Source organism: Candidatus Zixiibacteriota bacterium (assembly GCA_036480375.1).
Lineage (GTDB): Bacteria > Zixibacteria > MSB-5A5 > GN15 > JAAZOE01 > JAZGGI01.
In genome coordinates this window covers 39911-56366 of sequence record JAZGGI010000033.1, presented here as the reverse complement: position 1 = coordinate 56366, position 16456 = coordinate 39911, and the positions used below count along the sequence as shown (strand labels likewise).

Genomic DNA, 16456 nt, shown 5'->3' with positions numbered 1-16456 from the left:
AAATGGCTGAAGCCGAAAAAACCAAAACAAAAAAATCTACCAGGACGGGAGGTGATAGGGTTAAGCTGAGCAAAACCAAGAAGGCCACCACCAGGAAAACCAAGGCTGTTAAGACTAAGAAGGTAAAGAAGAAAATTACGGAAACGGTTAAGCAGGTTGTCGAGACCGCTCCGGTAGCTGAAAAAGTCGAAACCGCTCGCAAGAAAAGAATCTCCGAAAAAGCCAAAGAGCGCGTCGCTGCTCCGGTTGTCGAAGCTATTCCCGAAGTAGTTGATTCCATGCGCCTGACCGATCTGGAAGCCAAAGAATACAACCAGGAAGAGTTCGATGAGCTCATGTCGATGTATGAGGGTACGCTTCAGGATATCAAGGAGGGCGAAATTGTCCCCGGGACGGTAATCGGAGTTACCCGCGATGATATCATCGTCGATGTCGGATTTAAATCCGAAGGCATAATCCCGATTAACGAATTCGTTGGAGACATCAATATTAAAGTCGGCGACGAAATCGAAGTATTTCTGGAAGCGGTTGAGGATGGCAAAGGTCAGCTGGTTCTTTCAAAGCAAAAAGCCGATTTCATGCGCGTCTGGGATCGCATCCGCGTGGCTCATGACGCCGGCGATTTAGTTCCCGGAAGAATAAAGCGTCGTATTAAAGGCGGAGTTGTAGTCGATGTCATAGGCGTCGATGCTTTCCTGCCAGGTTCGCAGATCGCCCTGAGACAAGTGCCTGACTTTGACGCTCTTATTGGCGAGACCATGGATGTCAAAATTATCAAGCTCAATAAAAGCCGCCGGAATATTGTCGTTTCACGCCGCGTTGTTCTCGAAGATGAACGGGATAAACTGCGCAATGAGCTTTTGGAAGAGATCGAACTGGGGCAGGTCCGCGAAGGAATCGTGAAAAATATTACCGACTTCGGTGTCTTTATTGATCTCGGCGGAGTCGATGGGCTTCTGCATATAACTGATATGTCATGGGGCCGAATGAGACATCCTTCCGAAATGGTTCAGCTGGGAGATACCCTGAATGTCAAGATTCTCGATTTTGATGATAAAACTTCACGGATTTCTCTCGGCCTGAAACAGCTCACTCCGTATCCCTGGGAAAATATAGATGAGAAATATCCTATCAATAAGCGAGTGAAGGGTAGAGTTGTTTCTATTACCGATTACGGCGCGTTTGTTGAACTGGAAAAAGGCATTGAGGGATTGATTCATATTTCAGAGATGTCCTGGACTCAGCATATCAAACACCCTTCCAAAATTATGAGCATGGGTGATGCAGTCGAGGCGGTTGTTTTGTCGGTTGACCAGGAGAATGAAAAGATTTCCCTGGGTATTAAACAAATGGAACCTGATCCATGGCTGACGATTCACGAGAAATATCCGATCGGTAGTGTGGTCAAAGGCCGGGTGCGCAATCTGACGGCTTTTGGGGCCTTTGTTGAGATCGAGGAAGGCGTAGATGGACTGGTTCATATCTCCGATATGTCCTGGACAAAGCGTATTCAGCATCCTTCTGAAATTATGAAGAAGGGCGATATCATCGCGGTTCGCATTCTCAAGATCGACACCGATAATCGGAGAGTCTCTCTGGGCATTAAGCAGCTTCTGGAAGATCCCTGGCCGGAATACGCCAAGAAGTATGCTGTCGGAAATGAAGTTCTGGGTACGATAATGCGCTCCATGGATCGCGGCCTGGTCGTTGAACTGGATGGTGAAGTTGAAGGATTTGTTCCGAGCAATCAACTGGTCAAAGACGGTGACGATAAAATCGCCGAGAATTTCACCGATGGCCTTCAGATCCCGATTAAGGTTATCGAGTTTGATCGCGGCGCGAGAAAAATAGTCCTGTCGATTAAGGAGTATTTCGAGAAGCGCGACCGCGATGAATATGAGAAGTTTATCTCGGAAGCCGCAACTTCGAGCGTTAGCCTGGGCGACTCACTCGGAAACGTTGTGACCGTTACTACTGAAACTCTTTCGGAACCGGGAAAGGTTGAAGAAGCTGCTCCCGTGGCAGAAACTCCGACCGAAGTAGTTGAGCCAGCATCTGAAGCCGCTCCCGTAGCAGAAACTCCGACCGAAGTAGCTGAGCCAGCTTCTGAAGCCGCTCCTGCGGAAGAAACTCCGACCGAAGCGGCAGAGCCAGCTTCTGAAGCCGCTCCTGCGGAAGAAACTCCGACCGAAGCGGCCGAGTCAACTTCTGAAGAGGCTCCTGCGGAAGAAACTCCGACCGAAGTAGCTGAGCCAGCTTCTGAAGATGCGCCGGCTGCCGAAACCACGTCGGAAGCTCAAGATACACCCCCTGAAGAAACTGCCGAAGACGTCCCGGAATCCAAACCGGAAGCCGATTCGGAATCGGATGAGGAAAAACCGGCTGAATAAATTTTCGGCTTAACCATGCGTAAATTAAAGCCCGGATATTTTCCGGGCTTTTTTTCGCCTGAATACATAAAAATAGACTTGGCATCTTCGTCAATAAACGTATAATAAGTCATGAAAAAAATGGCATTGACAACGGTCGGCTGTCGACTCAATCAATATGAAACCGAACAAATCGCCGCGAAACTTAGCGAATACGGCTTGCGCAGAGTACCCTATAGCCAAAAGGCCGACCTGTATATACTAAATACCTGCACCGTTACCGGACGGGCCGATTCTGATTGCCGTAATCTAATCAATCGCGCCTATCGTCTAAATCCTGATGCTGTTATGGTTGTCGCCGGATGTTACGTCGTCGCCGAGAAAGATATGTTATCTGAGATGAACGGCGTTGATCTTGTGGTTGATAATCGGCAGAAGATAGAATTGCCCAATTTACTCAGGGGAAAATATCCAGCGTTGTTTCAAGACGGGGATTCGGACTCCGCTTCATGCCTGAGTAAAATGGATTTAACAGATCAAAATATTTCTCCGCCTAACCGTCCCATGGTTCAAATCGGCACCGGATGTAATCAGAATTGCAGCTATTGCATCGTGCCGCGAGTGCGAGGAGAGTTAGTGTCATTTTCATCGGGCAAGATAATAAATGAAACCAAAGAGTTGGTATACAGGGGATACCATGAAGTAGTTCTGACGGCTGTTCATATAGGCAAATACAAATTTAACAACCTGAATCTTGCCGGTCTGGTCAATAAAATTCTCAAAGAGACCAGCCTGCCGAGGCTGCGCCTGTCGTCTCTTGAGCCTAATGAATTGGATGATGAATTAATGGATCTGGTGGCGAATAACTCCCGTGTTTGTCGGCATCTGCATTTGCCGCTCCAATCCGGGTCAGATAGAATATTGAAACTCATGAATCGGCCATATAATCGAGACGCGTATTTGAGAATCACTGAAAGAGTAAAAAAGGCGAATGAAGCGGTTACCATAGGATGCGATTTAATTGTCGGTTTTCCAGGCGAGACGGACGATGATTTTGAATATTCGCTTGATATTCTCAAATCCGGATATATCGATTACGGTCATATCTTTTCATATTCTGATCGTCCGGGCACGCCGGCTTCGGATATGCCCGAAAAGATAAGTCCACCTGTGATAAAAGAAAGAAACCGCATTGCCCGCGAAATATGTGATAAAAATCGTAATCGACAATTGGAAAAGCATATCGGCGTTGAGGTATATGTCATCTCCGAGCATTCAAAAAACAAAGAAGGATATTATAACGCCGTCAGCGATAATTATTTAAAAGTTCGCCTGCCAAAAGGCATAGGCGGAGGGAAAAAAATTTTGAGATTTCTTCCATCAATTGTAGCCAATAATATTCTTATTTAATCACCAATTCAGGAACACGCACAATATACTAATGTCCTCACTCTACACATCCCGGTTGAGGTCCAGGGCCGTCCCTGAAAACATGATTCACTATATAAACAGCATCTCCAACATTAACAGAGCAATCGGCATTGGCGTCAGCGGCATTGGGTATTTGAGGCGCCGGGCCGCCCTTAAATACAATGTTAATCAAAAATACCGCATCGCCGATATTTACCGATTCATCATTGTTGGCGTCGCCGGGCGAATAAGGATTTGGGTCAATTATTGTTAATGTGAAATTCTCAAAATCATTATACATGATTTGCTGAATATCCTCTGCCAGTACGATTAGTTCAAAATCACCGCTTTGAACAGGTGTCCCCGTTATATATCCCGTTGAACCGTCAAATGTTAATCCAGCCGGCAAGGTACCGTCAATAATTTCCATTCTATAAGAACCGTTTTGACTTTTTGCAAGAATTTTAAAAGTATAAGATTCACCGATAAAACCCACCGGAAGTGCTTCAGTCAATATCTTAACGCCATAGGATGGTGGAGGTTGGCCAAATTTATATACAAAATTGTCCGGATCAAAAATAACCAGCTGTACAGGTTCCTTAACTTTAATTATATAATTCTGATCCATTCTGTCATTAAAGACAGTCACGGTGTCACGAAGTCCAGATTCATAGACAATGTGCAAGTCTAAAAACATTGAATACAGATAGTACGGGAAAACCCAACGGTGCATATTTTGCCATATATTATAATAAATATTATATGTGTTTTTGACTCCTTCTTCAAACATATAGCTGGTATAGTACAAAGGCTGCCCCTCGGTATAAATATAGCGGCTAAAGAAAAAATCAAGTTCCTGATTGGATGTGGTCTCAAATATTTCCTGAAAATCTTGTGTTGTTGCTGATTTATATTGATATTGTTCTCGATAATTACTCAGGGCTTCAAAGAAGGTTTCATCGTCGAAAAGATGGTGAAGCATACGGAAAACCCAGGCGGCCTTTTGATAAATTTCAATCTTGAAAATTGCAGGACCCCGTGCGGCTGTATATATCTTACCAGTTCCATTTACACTCCAATCCCATGAAAGGAGCACTGCTTGACTTCTACTATAGCCATATTTGTGTTCAATAAGTAAAAGTTCGCAATAGGTAGCGAAACCTTCGCTTAGCCAGGCATGGCGCCAATTGTCACAGGATACCATATTACCCCACCATTGATGGGCTAATTCATGGATTAAGGATGTATCCGCATAACTGTCTTCATCTATACATGCAAATACATTTGTTTGGCATTCCACGCTTTCATTTAATATGACTTGAGTGCATCCATACTTCTCATTAATAAATGGGTATTCGCCAAAATAATTACTGAGAAAATCTAGTAGTTCCGGTATCTGCCCGTAATATTCCTGAGAAATCTCATATTGGTCGGGGAAAACGAAATATTGGAGCGTCAAAGTTTGGCCATCGCCATAATTATATTCATCATACCAGACTGTATAAGGATGGGCAGCGATATTCACCAGATAGGTTGCAATAGGATAGCGTTCTTTCCAAAAAACTGTGTGACTACCATCACCATTATCAATATCTGCTTCCTGCAAACCATTCGAGGAAACGACTAATGAAGTATCAACAGTAACAATGATATCAACAGAATCAGCCTTATCGCTGGGAATATCTTTACAGGGCCACCATTCTCGGGCATAATCTGCCTTTGAGTTTGTCATTATCAAGGGAGAACCATTCCTCTCAGAAAATATGAATCCATTAGACTCGTGTTGGAGGGGAGTTCCATGATACACAATTGTAAAGTAAAACTCTTCGTCGATATTATAATCGCGCTCCAGAGTGACAACAAGCTGTCCCAGATCATAGTCAAATGAAAGGTCTCCCGATTCAAAATAAATCGAATCAATGATCATATTAAGGGAAAAATCCAAATTAATTTCGTTTAGCGAGCTTACTAATGACTTTCCCTGAATTCCAACTGCGCCGTAAATAATTTCATTCACTTCATCCACTCTCAAATCAAGTCGATAGTAAGTTATGTCGTAGTCTGAGTAATCGGCCAATTCACGCACGCCAGTATCATTATCTGAGTCAAATGCACCGCTAAATATTGATATGTCTTCATCTTCAAATGAAAATTGTTGGATCTTCTCAATTGCTGGTTCGCTGACTATATTTTCCTGGCCAAGGATCAGACTATTTAGGCTTATGATGAATATGAGAGTAAGATAAATGGGCTTCATAGTAACCTCCACGGTTTTGCATTTCCACTAGCCCCAATTGTCTATCTTTATAATATATGGCGAGTTTGCTATTGCCAACAACAAACCGAATATCTTTAATATACATGACTTAAGTATTTATACAAATGGAAATTATCCATGAAGAACTCATTTACCTGAAAGTAAGCTTGCCCACAGGCGTTGGTGGAGGGAAAGAAATATTGAGTTTAAGCCTACAAAATTGAACAGCGATTTATTGATCTGAGGAAACGAACCCATTTCGAGTATGAAAAACCGCTTGTATTCAAGGCGTTTTGCTTTATATTATAATACAGTCTTATTCGCATCATGTGATATTCTCGTTTATATTTTTTATATAGATCTAAGGGGCAAACGATGAAGTACTCGCTTATTTTACCGGCCATACTAATAATTTTCGCAAGCGCAAGTGTTTTTGCTGCCGATGCGTTTTTCTATGAAAGAAATAGCCTGCCCACACAGATAAAACCGGCTTCTATCACCTGCAGTGATCTTAACAATGATGGCCATCAGGATATTATTGTTGGCAATTATTCCTCGACATCGGTTACGGTTTTACTGGGTTCAGGCGACGGAAATTTCTATGATATTACTCATTATCCTGCCGGCGGCAAAGTATGGTCATTATGTGCAGCCGATATGAATGGTGATGGCTTCAGCGATATAATTTCTGCCAATCTCCAACCATTTAATTTTTCTATATTATTCAATCAGGGCGATGGCGTTTTTGGAGAACCTTCCATTTATGAAACTGAACAAGGCAACCTGGTAGTCAAAGGCGAATATCTTGATAATGACGGTGATATCGACCTGGTCATAACAACTTTGCGCGGGCGGGGACAGATATTTATGAATAACGGTGACTCAACCTTTACCCAAACAGGTGATTTGGGAGTTGGGTTGCGCGCATATGGTCTGGATCTTTCTGACTATGACAACGATAATGATATTGATATAGGGGTGGTAAATTATGTATCTATGAATATCCCCGGCAGATTTATTCATTATCTGAATAAAGGAGATGGATCATATTATTATCCTGTTTTAGAATATCGTTGCGATCCGGGTTCAAAATCGGCTTGTTCCGGCGATTTTAATAGTGATGGAAATATTGATATTGCAGTGGCCAATGACGAATCGGATAATATCTTCATAATTCCGGGAAACGGTGATGGGACATTTGGCGAATACGCCAGCTATTTCTCAGGATACTCCCCCCGTTCTATTGTTTCAGGTGATGTCGATAATGACGGCGATGATGATTTGATAGTAGCCAATTTTATGAAAAACCATAACGGAAGAATAACGGTATTATATAATGATGAGGGAGATTTTTCCGAAAATATCAGCTTTTATGCTATGGGATCAACGCAAGCGGTTTGCGCCGCGGATTTCAATGAGGACGATAAAATTGATATAGCGGCGACTATTTCTTATTCAAATAGCGTCTCGATTTATTTGAATCAATCTTTTATGTGCGGTGACGCCAATGACGATAAAAAAGTGAATATCGGTGATCCTGTTTACCTGATAAGTTATATATTCCGAGGCGGTCCCGAGCCGTTTAATTGGGAAGCCGGAAACGTAAATTGTGACGACGAAACCAATATCGGAGACGCAATATTTCTTATAAATCATGTATTCAAGAACGGTACCTGGCCCTGCGCAGGATGTAATTAAGTGAAGATATTTTCCGAAAGTTAACCAAATACGGGCGAGTAAAGCCAAAATTGTCCAGTTGCTTTACAACCAATCTTGAGATTTTCCAATAATCGCCAAAGACAATGAAGATTAATGAATAATCGCTTTTAATTAACCGCATATATTGTTGATAAATAAAAGGTTATGATTTTGGGGCGGCGTCAGTTTTCATAAGATTAATCATATCCAACCATAAATAATCTATAATGAACTGTCCAGATTCCTGACACAAATTTAATAAAGGGATCAATCTGTTGCATTATGTAGCGATAATCCCTTTAACAATTTGTTTGTTACTCCTAATTGTCTTCTTAACCATTTAATAATCAACAAATTAGGTTTTTTTCAATATGAGGATATTTTAATCAAACCCGGCATACGGATTGCTTGTAATAAACTTGAATTTAACTTAGTAAGGGCTTAGTTGATGAAAAAACTCCTTATTTTTCTGGCTTCAATTTTCTTTATGACTCCTGCGGTTTTTGCCGTACCGGCCGTCCAGGTGTATATCCCGGGTGCTGACTGGGACGCCTCTACTCAGACCTGGATAACTTACAGCTCGGATTTTGAACTACAGGTAATAACCTCGAGCGGTGATACCAAGCCAATATACAATTTGACGCTGGTAACGTCCTTAGGACCTGATGAAACTCCAACCGATGGTGCGATTTCTATTAACGGCATTGATTATAACGACTTCACTTATGGAACACCTCCGGAATTTGGAGATAATGCCAGCGGCTATCCTCCTCATGGGACATTTCCCGCCAATTATTTTGAGTTGGAATTAGCGGCTTTGGTTAATGACGCTCCTCATGTTGTCATGGATATGCAGCCGGGCGAAGACGGCACAGATATGGGTAGAATTTTCATATTGAATATTTCAACTTCGTACGAAAATGTTCACTTTGATGCTCACGGTTTTTATCGTGAAATCGATGGCAAATTTACTTTTGCACCGTTTTCGCATGATGGTCAGAAAACCATCCCCGAACCGGGAACCTTGACTCTTTTCGGCTTGGGGATTGCCGGCGCCGGAATTTACCGTCGCTTCAAAAAGTAGTACCGGGTATGTAACAATGCCCCAGGGGTAAGTATACAAAGGTTATGATAGATTGGGCTCGCCTTTAGGCGCGCCTCAGGGTGTTGACAAAGACGTCAGCACTTTTTTTTGGTCGAAAATCTCCTTATTTGTATGTCGTCAGACAATTCGGACAATGTGTAATTTGGAAAATAAATAACAGGCATTTTTATAATATTTTATATATATGACGGCCACCAGCTCAGCGGCCTGCCGGAAAATGGGAGCTTTTTCCCATTTTTCTCAAGTCAATCCCGAAATTTTTTGTTTACTATAATCTTTTATCAGTATAACTTTATACGATGATTAGAAATTGGTTTCTTTTAGTCACTTTTTTTATCGGTTGCGGTTTAGCGGCGAATATCGGTTGTGCTTCCGATATAGGTTCGCCCCAAAACTATCTGGGAATATCGCTCCCATATCCAAAAGAAAATCCGCAAATTCAACTGGATTTTAAAAAATATCGACGACGATTATCGTCGTCTAAAATCCATGTCATTCTCAGTACCGATGAAAAGGGTAAGGTCAAGGAAATAGATTTCCCACCGGATTCTGCGGTCTGGATAGAACCGGTGAAGAAGAAACTCAAAAAAATACGATTTCAGTATACTGAGGGAAGAAGACTGGGCGGACGAATTAGTGTTCCTGTTGAAGTGATATACGGTAAAGAATTTTTTGTAAACGGTTCAATTGATCTCAGATTGCCAATTGCTCCCCAGGAAAATAAAACCGATTCGGGATATAAAATCGATAGAGATTTGATGTATGAGTTTTTAAAATTAAACAATGTCGTTTTGCCGGAAGTAAAATATGTCCCTCCGATGAAATTTCGCGTTAATCCATCAAGCAAGAGCGGCAAATATGAAACGGTTGTGGCTCGCGTTCAAATTGATGAAACGGGAGAATTGATTGACGTATCATTTCCAATTTCCGGTATGGATAAGAGTACTCATTCGGTATTGACGGCTTTAATTAATTCAGAGTTTTCTCCGGCTTCAATTAACGATACGGCGATTGCGTCTGATTTTCTTTTAATTTTCAGATTTTTTGATAACATTGTCTATCCCTATTCGCCAACGGAATCGGCCGACAGTTCAGGAAATTTAACTCATGCTCAAGAGTGGTTTATGACGATGAGATTAAATCCTGATGATATATATATCTATCCAATTCCGAGAAACTTTCCGTTGGGATATCGAGGTTCAAGCAGCCTGACCAAAAACGCTTTTGGCAGCGCCGCAGGACAGGTTTACATTGATCAGGATGGAAAAACAAGGTTTACCGCTTCACGAGTATCAGACAAACTAAAAGCAAACATTTCAAAAATAATGTCCAGATTTACCTGGTATCCGGCTGTTAATGCGGAAGGTAAATTTGAGTGGTATCGTGGTAAGATAAAGATTAAGATAGACTTCGAGAAGAAAGTCGTATGTAATGCCGAATGGCTGGAATAAAGCCGCAGATTTTGCGACCTGTAGGATGTTGCAATACAATGGCTTGCCTGTTAATTGTAATAGTCGGATAATCTGACGATGAATCCACCGAAACAGGTATTTTGTAACCCGGAATGGAAATTATAACTCGATGCTTCACAACAATATATAATTTTTGATAAAATTTATTTGACGGCACGGGTTTTGATTCGTCAAGTTCCATATAATTCAGACTTTTGCCCGGAAGAATTGTTGTACATAATTGTATTAATGATGGTATAAATAATATGGCGACTAGCGGCTTACAAATTGTTGTAAACATGTTTTCGGCATTAGTCATGTTTATAGGCGGTATGGCTATCGCGATTTATTACCCCGGTACCATGGGGGAAACATTTCGTTGGGTAATCGGTATATTTGTGAGCTTCTATTTTGTGGCCCGTATAGGACAGTCAATAGTGGCCTTTAAGCAAATTCGGGAAAAGGAAAACGAGGGTTTACATGAGTTGGTTGAGGAGTTAGAACGAGACGATGGCTCCTCAAAAATCACTTGACATAATAGGCGTTTTTTGTATTATGGAATTCTTGGTTTCTTTTGAACTGAAAGGGTTTGAGCGAACAATGGCTTCTTTTAAAGCATCACGATGGATTTGCATTTTAATGATTATGGCGGGGGTGTTTTCTTCGACTATTTTTGCCGAGGAAATCGATCCTCGGGTAACCGAGGCATTAAACAATCATGATACGACACAAGCGCAGATATTACTTGATGGTATTATCAAAACAGATCCTTCCTATGCCTATAATTACTTTTTAAAGGGTAAGATTTTCTTTGCCCAGGGAAATTATGAGGATGCCCTCGATCAATTTGAAATTACTCTGGATAAAAAATCAAAACTATATGAAGCTCTGTATTTGAAGGGCCGAGTCTTGCTGCAACTGGGTAAAATTGATGATGCTGAAAAGGATTTTAAAAAAGGTATTGATAAAGCCAAAGATGAGAAGTCGTGGTTCCATAATGGACTGGGTCTGGTTTATATGGAACGGGAAGAATATACCAGGGCCGATGTTGAATTCCGCAGAGCTATCCAGATTGGTCCGGATCAGGCCGAGTTTCATGTAAATCTTGGCGACGCCAACTATTTCTCCAAAATATATCCTTTGGCTATCAATGAGTACAATCAAGTCATTGAAATGGATACGACCAATCTTGATGTATATTTCCGATTAGCTCGCGCCTACATGGTTCAGAATCAGTATAGTGAGGCGTTGGATCAACTGAGTGTTGTACTCAGCCGGGATACGACCTACGCTTATGCCTGGAAGGAAGCGGGTAAACTATATACTATGGCGGGACTCTCGGCGCGAGATCAGGAAACGAAAAAGCAGCGATTTGATGAGGCCATTTGGTCATACGGCAAATTTATTGAATTATCGAATGACAGTACGGGGGGTGAAGTATTTTTTAATATGGGTCGCGCTTATTTTAATCGAGGCTTTTATGCAAATGCTGATTCTGCCTTCAGTTATGTTCTTTCCATTGGTGATGTCCCCAGTAATATCTATCTCTATCTGGGTCGTTCGAAAATTATCCTTGAAGAGTATCAGGCGGGGATAGATTATTTAAACAACCATATCGAGTGGATGAAAGAACAGGATACCGAATGGGAACCGGATGCCGATTTGAATCGTAGAATTGCGGATGCCTATAAGGATCTGGATGATCATGCCAACGCGGCCAAATATTATGTTACCGCCAGTGAGCTCAGGCCTGAGAATTCGCGTTACGCGGTTTTGGCGGCGATTTCATTTCATCAGATTAAGGAATACGCCGACGCCCTGACGTATTATGACCGTCGCATTGATATCGGTCCGGATGACGCCAATATTTATCTTAATGCCTCATATTGTACATTGCAGCTCGAAGATTGGGAAAAATCGGTGAATTATTTGCATAGAGTGGTTGAGCTCGATTCTACTAAAACGCGCGCCTATTTGTTGCTTTCAGATACTTATATACGCCAGTTAGCCGACTGCGATAACGGTATTTTGTGGACTGAAAAACTGTATGCCAAAGATACGACCAGTTGCGACGCTTTGATTACTCTTGGTTTCTCTTACTTCGGCACCGACTGCTACACTGATTATTTGAAAGCCATCGGGTATTTTAAGCGGGCTTTAAATTGTTTCAAGGATAAGGGCATGGACAATTGCGGCAATGCCAATGTCATGCTTTATATCGCCCAGGGCTATCATCTATATGCCGCCGATTTGCTTGAAAAGGATAAAAAAGAAGAATCGCGTCCTTTTTTTAAGAACGCCTTTGACTGGTATAATAGAGTTTTGAAATGCGAGCCGGGAAACGCGGATGCCAAAAAAGGCAAATCGGATACCGAGTTTGAATTTTGATATTGAGTTGAGTTGTAGGAGTTGATTTACGGGAGATTTTATGACTGACGGTGAAAAGAAAAAACAACCGTATGATAGTTCCAATGAGCGGTTTAAGTATATCGGATTTGACGTGTTTCCAGGAAAAGCCGGCAACCTGTTCAAATCGGACGAAGAACGCAAATCGCTTATTGAAAAAGTAATGGCCAAATTCGGACAGAGCCAGGGCGAAGTTCGGGATCGTTGCACCTTACTTGAAGTCAGGGTGTCGAATGTTGAAAAGATGTTTCTGGCGGCGGTTTCGGTAATTATGATTTTGGCGATATTTCTGCCGTGGTTTTCGGGGCATTTTGAGATTGTGACGCATCGTCTTGTCCCACAGGTCTTTGCGACAGAAGCTGTTGCCGATACAACGGCTACGGAAGATATGAAGGATTCGACCGTTATTGCTGATGATACTCAGGATGATGCCGCCGTTACGGAAGATCCGGAAACGGTTGTTGCCGAACAACAACCGATTGAAGAGGCTCTGGCTGACGCTGATTCCACGATGGCTGACAGTCTTATGGCGGCCGGGACAGAAGAAGATGTTATTCCCCCCAATATGACGACTATTACAGAGGTGACTTATGATCGGTATTCAATAAGCGGTATCGGTGCCTTGATATCGATTGGGACTTACGGTTCTTATGTTTTTTCAAGCGGATTTATTCTGATCCTGACTGGAATTTTAATGATTCTCTTTTTATTGTCTTGTCTCGGAATGGGCGCTTATAATTTATATTTGTTGTTTGGAGTCAAAATGAAAGATGCCGACGCGTTTGCTCTTCATCTAAAGAAAACTTTGAAGTTTAACTGGATTCCGGTGCTTATCTGGCTGGGAATGCTGGTTCTGTCGTTTATCGGGGCTCGGTATGGTTTTGACTCGTCGGTGATGGTGACTCAGGTGGGAGATTCTTACTCGCTTATGTCTTTTATAGGACTGACCACCGGCGGTATGTTTGTCGCGTTAGGGGCCTTTTTGGTCTTGGCCCTTAAAGGTAAAGAAATTTAGGATTTGAAACGTAAATATTAGGTGGAGGAATTGTAGCTGTGAAACAGACAATTTTTGTAACCCTCAATACTCTGATCTCGTTTGTCGTAGGCGGGATATTATGGGGCGTGATTTTCGCAAGCGCGGAACGTGGAACGATTTTGCATACTTTATATGAAGGTGGGCCTCTGGTTGTTGTTCTGATAGCGATTTTGCTGATGCTTCTGGCATTTGTTGTGGAAAGATTCATGTCGTTGCGTGTAGCCAAAGGCAAAAGCTCGGTTCAGGTATTTTTCAAAAATTTAATCGGTCATTTGCAGAGCAATGATTATGAATCGGCTCTGGCCGCTTGCGATAAGCAGCGCGGTACAACGGCCAATGTTCTGCGTGCCGGGATTGAACGGTATATGCGCATCAAAGAAGATGACTCGTTTGACACCGATAAAAAGATAGCGGCGACTCAGTCGGCTATCGAAGAAGCCAACGCTCTTGAGGGACCGCTTCTGGAACGCAACCTGATCGCTCTTTCTACGATTGCCTCAGTCGCTACTATGGTCGGCCTTCTGGGAACTACGATTGGGATGATTCGCGCCTTTGCGGCGACCGGTCACACCACTGGCGGTGTTATTGACGCTCAGGCATTGGCCCGCGGTATTTCCGAGGCGCTGGTTAATACGGCCGGTGGTTTAGCTTCGGGTATTTTGGGTATTTTTTTCTACAATTTCTTTGTTAATAAGGTTGACGCTTTCAACTACACTACTGACGAAGCCAGTTATGAAATTCTTCAGATGTTGAAAGCCAAGGAGCATCATAAATGAAGATAAAAAAGAAACGGCGGATAAGCATCTTAATCGATATGACTCCGATGGTTGACATCGCCTTTCTGCTTCTCATTTTTTATATGGCGACTACTCAGTTTAAGCCCCCGGAGAAGAAAAATGTGGATTTGCCGTCATCGCATTCAATGGTTTCTTTGCCGGATAGAGACATTATCAATGTCACCGTAACTTCCGAAGATTCGATTTTTGTCGATTATATTATTAAGGAGATGGTGACTATTGACGGCAGAGAGATTTCCCGGCCGGTCAGGGTTTATGATGAGGCAACCCCGCGAAATGTGGGTGATTATATTAACGGAGCCCGTGTCAGAAATCCCAGGGCGTTTTTGGTGATCAAGGCGGATAAGGAATCGAGTTTTGGAACCATGGAGCAAATTATGAATACGCTTCAGGAACAGCATCTGCCACGATTCCAGATTATTACCAGTTTGGAGACTGATTTATGATGTCCGGGATTATATGTGAAAACAGTTTTTTAAAGGCGGTGATTTAAATGGGTGGAGCAGCTGTAGGCGGTGACCGACCGCAAAAAGGAAAAGGTGGAGGACTCAGGCGCCCCAAACGACGTCTTGCTATTCGCATCGATATGACGCCGATGGTCGATATCGCGTTTCTCCTCCTGATATTCTACATGGTTACGACCGTATTCTCCATGCCGCAGGCGATGGAAATCAATCTACCTCCCATAGACGATACTGGAGCAGAAATTAAAGTCAAAGATTCAAATTTGCTTACTCTCCGAATTGACGGCGAAAATAATTTCTACTGGAGTATTGGAAGAGACCTGCCGACCCCAATGCGTGCCGATTCCCTGAGAACGTTGCTGGTGGCTAGGAACAAAGAAAACGCCAAGCTCAATACGCTGATTATTATTAATGAAGACGCAAGGTACAGTACCTTTGTAGATGTGCTCGATGAAATCGATTTGATTGAGCGGTCTTTCAATGCCGCGACGGCTAAGGAACTTGATGTAACCATTAGGGAATTCAATGATTCGAGGCACGATCGATATGAAGAATTTAAATCTAAACGTTTTTCATACCGCTATGCCCAGGCCCCCTGGGAAAATCGCGATGCGCGGATGGTTGAAAAAGTTCTAAGGGGAGGTGAATAAAATGGCTAATTCAGTAGCAACTCCTTACGGCGCGTTTGAGTTAAAATCGACCTATCAACGCAATATGATGTTTGGCACCCTTTCGACCATTGCGCTGACTGTTTTGATCGGTTTCGGAGTCTGGATTTATCGAGTTATTACTTATGAGGATATGGTACCGACAAATGTTATCCGCATCAAGACGATCGCGGAGCTGGGCGCTCCTCCTTCATTGGCGGCTAAGCCTCCGCAAATTAATATCGATAAGCCGAAAATCACCGCTCCCAAAGTCGGTATTCCGACGGCTGTCGATGATGATGAAGTTATCGACGAGGATATCGTTATCGCTTCTCGTGAAGATTTGCAGGAGATTAACGCGCCGGTTTTTGGCGACGAAGGCGAAGGCTCTGAGCTCCTTATTGACATTCCCGAAGAAGACTATATGCCATCACCGGATGAGTTCATTGCGGTTGAAGTCTATCCTGAACAGATTTACGAGGAAATTCCGGTGTATCCGCGTCTGGCGCAAGAAGGCGGTTTTACCGCGAAAGTTATTGTTGAGGCATTCGTCGATAAAAATGGGAATGTAAAAAAGGCTCAGGCGAAGCACTGTACAAGACCTAATATGGGCTTTGAAGAAGCCGCAATAAAGGCCGCCTATGATTGTAAATATCGGCCGGCTATTCAAAACGGAGCTCCGATTGGTTGTTGGATTTCATACGGCATCGATTTTAAGTTGAATAATTGATATTCAAGATTTGAGGGAGTGTTATTAAAAACACTCTCTCTTATAATCCCCCCGCCAAAGACGTTTGACACCGTCTTTACCTCACA

The 16456-nt window shown here is 42.7% G+C and carries 13 protein-coding genes; 12 read left to right on the top strand and 1 reads right to left on the bottom strand.

The window, feature by feature from the left end; translation table 11 throughout:
* Positions 1–2: 2 nt before the first annotated feature.
* Both rpsA and mtaB read left to right on the top strand, forming a co-directional pair.
* Positions 3–2390 carry a 30S ribosomal protein S1 gene (gene rpsA, locus V3V99_10395; protein MEE9443061.1) on the top strand — a complete coding sequence of 796 codons (2388 nt, stop codon included), beginning with the start codon at positions 3–5 and terminating at the stop codon, positions 2388–2390.
* Positions 2391–2501: 111 nt separating this feature from the next.
* Positions 2502–3779: a tRNA (N(6)-L-threonylcarbamoyladenosine(37)-C(2))-methylthiotransferase MtaB gene (gene mtaB, locus V3V99_10390; protein ID MEE9443060.1), complete on the top strand. Its 1278-nt coding sequence runs from the start codon at positions 2502–2504 to the stop codon at positions 3777–3779.
* 37 nt (positions 3780–3816) lie between these two features.
* Here mtaB and V3V99_10385 read toward each other — a convergent pair whose 3' ends face one another.
* A complete protein-coding gene (locus V3V99_10385) occupies positions 3817–6036 on the bottom strand; it encodes a M1 family aminopeptidase (GenBank protein ID MEE9443059.1) in 2220 nt (739 codons plus the stop codon).
* Between the two features lie 375 nt (positions 6037–6411).
* Between V3V99_10385 and V3V99_10380 the strand changes: the two genes are divergently transcribed.
* From V3V99_10380 to V3V99_10335, 10 genes are all read left to right on the top strand, one after another.
* The gene (locus tag V3V99_10380) at positions 6412–7734 is read left to right on the top strand and encodes an FG-GAP-like repeat-containing protein (protein ID MEE9443058.1); all 1323 of its coding nucleotides are present in this window, start codon (positions 6412–6414) and stop codon (positions 7732–7734) included.
* A 448-nt stretch (positions 7735–8182) separates the two neighbouring features.
* Positions 8183–8818, top strand: a complete 636-nt coding sequence (locus V3V99_10375) for a choice-of-anchor N protein (GenBank protein MEE9443057.1) — start codon at positions 8183–8185, stop codon at positions 8816–8818.
* Between the two features lie 320 nt (positions 8819–9138).
* Positions 9139–10290, top strand: a complete 1152-nt coding sequence (locus V3V99_10370; protein ID MEE9443056.1) for a hypothetical protein — start codon at positions 9139–9141, stop codon at positions 10288–10290.
* Between the two features lie 266 nt (positions 10291–10556).
* On the top strand, positions 10557–10823 hold the full coding sequence (locus V3V99_10365) for a hypothetical protein (protein ID MEE9443055.1): 267 nt from the start codon (positions 10557–10559) through the stop codon (positions 10821–10823).
* 22 nt (positions 10824–10845) lie between these two features.
* A complete protein-coding gene (locus V3V99_10360) occupies positions 10846–12678 on the top strand; it encodes a tetratricopeptide repeat protein (protein MEE9443054.1) in 1833 nt (610 codons plus the stop codon).
* A 40-nt stretch (positions 12679–12718) separates the two neighbouring features.
* The gene (locus V3V99_10355) at positions 12719–13711 is read left to right on the top strand and encodes a hypothetical protein (GenBank protein ID MEE9443053.1); all 993 of its coding nucleotides are present in this window, start codon (positions 12719–12721) and stop codon (positions 13709–13711) included.
* A gap of 38 nt (positions 13712–13749) precedes the next feature.
* A complete protein-coding gene (locus V3V99_10350; protein ID MEE9443052.1) occupies positions 13750–14508 on the top strand; it encodes a MotA/TolQ/ExbB proton channel family protein in 759 nt (252 codons plus the stop codon).
* Complete coding sequence (locus V3V99_10345; GenBank protein MEE9443051.1) at positions 14505–14975, top strand: biopolymer transporter ExbD; 471 nt, start codon at positions 14505–14507, stop codon at positions 14973–14975. The genes V3V99_10350 and V3V99_10345 overlap by 4 nt, the downstream gene beginning before the upstream one ends.
* Positions 14976–15022: 47 nt before the next feature.
* A complete protein-coding gene (locus V3V99_10340; GenBank protein MEE9443050.1) occupies positions 15023–15643 on the top strand; it encodes a biopolymer transporter ExbD in 621 nt (206 codons plus the stop codon).
* 1 nt (position 15644) lies between these two features.
* Positions 15645–16370 (top strand): energy transducer TonB, encoded by a 726-nt coding sequence (locus tag V3V99_10335; protein MEE9443049.1) that lies wholly within the window; start codon positions 15645–15647, stop codon positions 16368–16370.
* The last annotated feature ends 86 nt before the right edge of the window (positions 16371–16456 follow it).

What these genes read in the sequence shown, in the direction of transcription:
- rpsA (MEE9443061.1), top strand. Translation starts at nt 3, where the DNA reads ATGGCTGAAGCCGAAAAAACCAAAACAAAAAAATCTACCAGGACGGGA.
- mtaB (MEE9443060.1), top strand. Translation starts at nt 2,502, where the DNA reads ATGAAAAAAATGGCATTGACAACGGTCGGCTGTCGACTCAATCAATAT.
- V3V99_10385 (MEE9443059.1), bottom strand. Translation starts at nt 6,036, where the DNA reads ATGAAGCCCATTTATCTTACTCTCATATTCATCATAAGCCTAAATAGT.
- V3V99_10380 (MEE9443058.1), top strand. Translation starts at nt 6,412, where the DNA reads ATGAAGTACTCGCTTATTTTACCGGCCATACTAATAATTTTCGCAAGC.
- V3V99_10375 (MEE9443057.1), top strand. Translation starts at nt 8,183, where the DNA reads ATGAAAAAACTCCTTATTTTTCTGGCTTCAATTTTCTTTATGACTCCT.
- V3V99_10370 (MEE9443056.1), top strand. Translation starts at nt 9,139, where the DNA reads ATGATTAGAAATTGGTTTCTTTTAGTCACTTTTTTTATCGGTTGCGGT.
- V3V99_10365 (MEE9443055.1), top strand. Translation starts at nt 10,557, where the DNA reads ATGGCGACTAGCGGCTTACAAATTGTTGTAAACATGTTTTCGGCATTA.
- V3V99_10360 (MEE9443054.1), top strand. Translation starts at nt 10,846, where the DNA reads ATGGAATTCTTGGTTTCTTTTGAACTGAAAGGGTTTGAGCGAACAATG.
- V3V99_10355 (MEE9443053.1), top strand. Translation starts at nt 12,719, where the DNA reads ATGACTGACGGTGAAAAGAAAAAACAACCGTATGATAGTTCCAATGAG.
- V3V99_10345 (MEE9443051.1), top strand. Translation starts at nt 14,505, where the DNA reads ATGAAGATAAAAAAGAAACGGCGGATAAGCATCTTAATCGATATGACT.
- V3V99_10340 (MEE9443050.1), top strand. Translation starts at nt 15,023, where the DNA reads ATGGGTGGAGCAGCTGTAGGCGGTGACCGACCGCAAAAAGGAAAAGGT.
- V3V99_10335 (MEE9443049.1), top strand. Translation starts at nt 15,645, where the DNA reads ATGGCTAATTCAGTAGCAACTCCTTACGGCGCGTTTGAGTTAAAATCG.